The organism is Rhizobacter sp. (assembly GCF_031412495.1).
GTDB lineage: Bacteria > Pseudomonadota > Gammaproteobacteria > Burkholderiales > Burkholderiaceae_C > Schlegelella_A.
Genome location: NZ_JANODC010000120.1, coordinates 1 through 3117 on the forward strand (window position 1 = coordinate 1; position 3117 = coordinate 3117).

Annotated in this window: 3 protein-coding genes; all 3 read left to right on the forward strand. The window is 71.7% G+C overall.

Translation table 11 applies throughout. The features are described 5' to 3' along the window. Positions 1 to 1506 (forward strand): flotillin domain-containing protein (locus tag AC30N0_RS04330; protein ID WP_489516702.1); only part of this gene is annotated, 1506 nt, incomplete at its 5' end. 3 nt (positions 1507 to 1509) lie between these two features. After that, on the forward strand, positions 1510 to 1950 hold the full coding sequence (locus AC30N0_RS04335) for an SRPBCC family protein (protein ID WP_489516703.1): 441 nt from the start codon (positions 1510 to 1512) through the stop codon (positions 1948 to 1950). A gap of 17 nt (positions 1951 to 1967) precedes the next feature. Next, on the forward strand, positions 1968 to 3117 hold a 1150-nt coding region (locus tag AC30N0_RS04340), incomplete at its 3' end, for an SRPBCC family protein (protein ID WP_489516704.1).

The window sequence follows — 3117 nt, forward strand, 5'->3', positions numbered from 1 at the left end:
AACATGAACACGCTGCGCCTGGAGGTGGCGCGCGGCCGCGACAAGGCGCTGATCACCAAGGACCGGATGCGCGTCGACGTCATCGCCGAGTTCTACGTCCGCGTCGCCGCCTCGCCCGAGGCCGTCGCGGCGGCGGCGCAGACGCTTGGCCAGCGGACGCTCGCGCCCGACCAGCTGAAGGAGCTGGTCGAGGGCAAGTTCGTCGACGCCCTGCGCACGTCGGCAGCGGAAATGACGATGGAGGAGCTGCACGAGAAGCGCGGCCAGTACGTGCGCCGGGTCCGCGAGGCCGTCGCCGGCGACCTGACGAAGAACGGGCTCGAGCTCGAGGCGGCGTCGCTGACCCAGCTCGACCAGACGGCGATGGAGTTCTTCAACCCGAGCAACGCCTTCGACGCCGAGGGCCTGACGCGGCTCACCGAGCAGATCGAGCACCGCAAGAAGCAGCGCAACGACGTCGAGCAGGACACGCTGGTCGCCATCCGCAACAAGAACCTCGAGGCGGAGAAGCTCTCGCTCGACATCGACCGGGAGAGCGAGTACGCCCGCCTGTCGCAGCACCGCGAGGTGGAGGTCGCGCGGGCCCGCCAGCGCGCCGAGCTGATCACCGAGCGGGCCCGCCGCGAGCAGGACAGCGAGAGCGCGCAGATAACGGCCAAGCAGACCATCGACGCGGCCCGCATCCGCTCCGAGCAGACGATCGAGCAGGAGCGCATCTCGAAGGAGCGCACGGTGCAGGGCGCCGAGATCGAGCGCCGGCAGGCGATGGAGCTGGCGGAGCAGCAGCGTGCCATCGCCGTGGCCCGCGAGAGCAAGGCGCAGAGCGAAGCCCAGGCCGCCGCCGACGAGGCGCGCGCCCTGGCGGTGTCGGCCGAGGAGCGCGTCTTCACGGCCCGCGAGGTCGAGATGGCCGAGCGCAAGAAGGCGATCGATCTCATCGGCGCGGCGCAGTCCGCAGAGCGCGAGGCGTTGCGGCTCACGCACGCGGCGCGGGCCGAGAAGGAGGCGAGCGCCGATCGCGGCGCGTCGATCCGGGCCCAGGCCGAGGCCGACGCCGATGCCGACAAGATCAAGTCGATGGCGATGCGCGTGCGCGCCGAGATCGAGGCCGAGGCGATGCGCATGATGAACGACGCCCACAACATGCTGTCGCCGGAGGCGCGTGCCTCGGCGCTGCGCCTGAAGATCGTCGAGAAGGCCGAGGCCATCATCCGCGAGTCGGTGCGGCCGATGGAGCGGATCGAAGGCATCAAGATCCTGCAGGTCGACGGCTTCGGCGGCGGTGGCGGCGGCAGCCACGTCAACGGCGACGCGGGCGGCGGCGGCTTCGCCGACAACATCGTCAACTCGGCCCTGCGCTTCCGGGCCCAGGCGCCGATCGTCGACCAGCTGCTGCGCGAGATCGGCCTCGAGGCCGGCGACATCAACCGGCTCACCGGTGGCATGACCAGCGGCATGGCAAGCACCCAGCCGGCCCTCGGGCAGAACCCGCCGAAGAAGGACTAGCGCGTGGTCAACGTCTACGTCTCGACCGTCATCGACGCGCCGGCCGACACCGTCTGGGCCCGGGTCCGCGACTTCAACGGCCTGCCGAAATGGCACCCGGGCATCGCCGACAGCCGCATCGAGAACGGCGAGCCGGCCGACCGCATCGGCTGCATCCGCCACTTCCACACCCGGGACGGCGGCACCATCCGCGAGCGGCTGCTGGCGCTCTCGGACTACGACTACTCGTGCACCTACTCGATCCTCGATAGCCCGATGGGCGTCGAGAACTACGTCGCGACGCTGAAGTTCACGCCGGTCACCGACGGTGCGCGCAGCTTCGCCGAATGGAGCGCCGAGTTCGACTGCGCCGAGGCGCGCGAGCGCGAGCTCACCGAGCTGATCGGCAACGGCGTGTTCCAGGGCGGCTTCGAGGCCCTGAAGAGCCACTTCGGCCGGCGCTAGGCACCTCCTCGCCGGGCATGCTGCAGAAGGTCGTCCGCTCGACCATCATCGACGCGCCGATCGAGCGCGTCTGGGCCGTGTTGCGCGACTTCAACAGCCACGACCAGTGGCACACCGTCGTCGAGCAGAGCCGCATCGAGGGCCGCGACCGGAGCGACCAGGTCGGCTGCGTGCGCAGCTTCACGCTGAAGGACGGCAACCGCATCCGCGAGCAGCTGATCGCGCTCTCCGATGCCGACCACGTGTCGACCTACTGCATCCTCGATGCGACGGTGCCGCTGCAGCGCTACGTCGCCACCGTGACGCTGAAGCGCGTCACCGACGGCGAGCGAACCTTCTGGCACTGGGAGTCGACCTTCGCGACGCCGCCCGGCCGCGAGCGCGAGCTGCGCGAGATGGTCGCCACCGGCGTCTATGAAGCCGGCTTCGAGAACCTGCGCCGGCACCTGAACGCGGGCGCCGACCTGAACGGCGGCCCCGTCGGCGACGGCGCTCGGCCGACCGGTGCCGCGGTGGGCACGCGGCGCATCGTCGTGTCCGCCTACGGAGGGCCGGAGGTCCTGCGCAGCGACGCGGGCGAGGCGCCGGCGCCGGCAGCCGGCGAGGTGCGCATCCGCCAGCGCGCCATCGGCGTCAACTACTTCGACATCTATCTGCGCCGCGGCTGGATCCCGGCCATGCTGCCGCTCGGCGGCTCACCGGCCGTGCTCGGCATGGAAGCGGCGGGCTCGGTCCTCGATGTCGGCCCGGGCACGAGCGGCCTGCTGCCCGGTGATCGCGTCGCCTACCTCGGCCCCCAGCCGGGCGCCTACAGCAGCGTGCGCACGGTCGCCGCGGCGTGGGTCGTGCGCCTGCCGGCGGCGGTGGAGGACGACGTCGCCGCGGCGACGCTGCTGAAGGGCCTGACCGCCGACGTGCTCCTGCGCGACGTTGGCCGGGTCGATGCCGGAACGCGGCTGCTCGTCCACGCCGCCGCCGGCGGCCTCGGGCTGCTGCTGTGCAGCTGGGCGGCGAGCCTGGGCGCGACCGTCGTCGGCACCGTCTCGTCCGAAGCGAAGGCCCGTGTGGCCCGCGAGCACGGCTGCCGGCACGTCATTGTCACGCCCGACTACCGCTTCGCCGACGCCGTGCAGCGCGCCTGCGGCGGTGCCGACGTGATCGTCGACG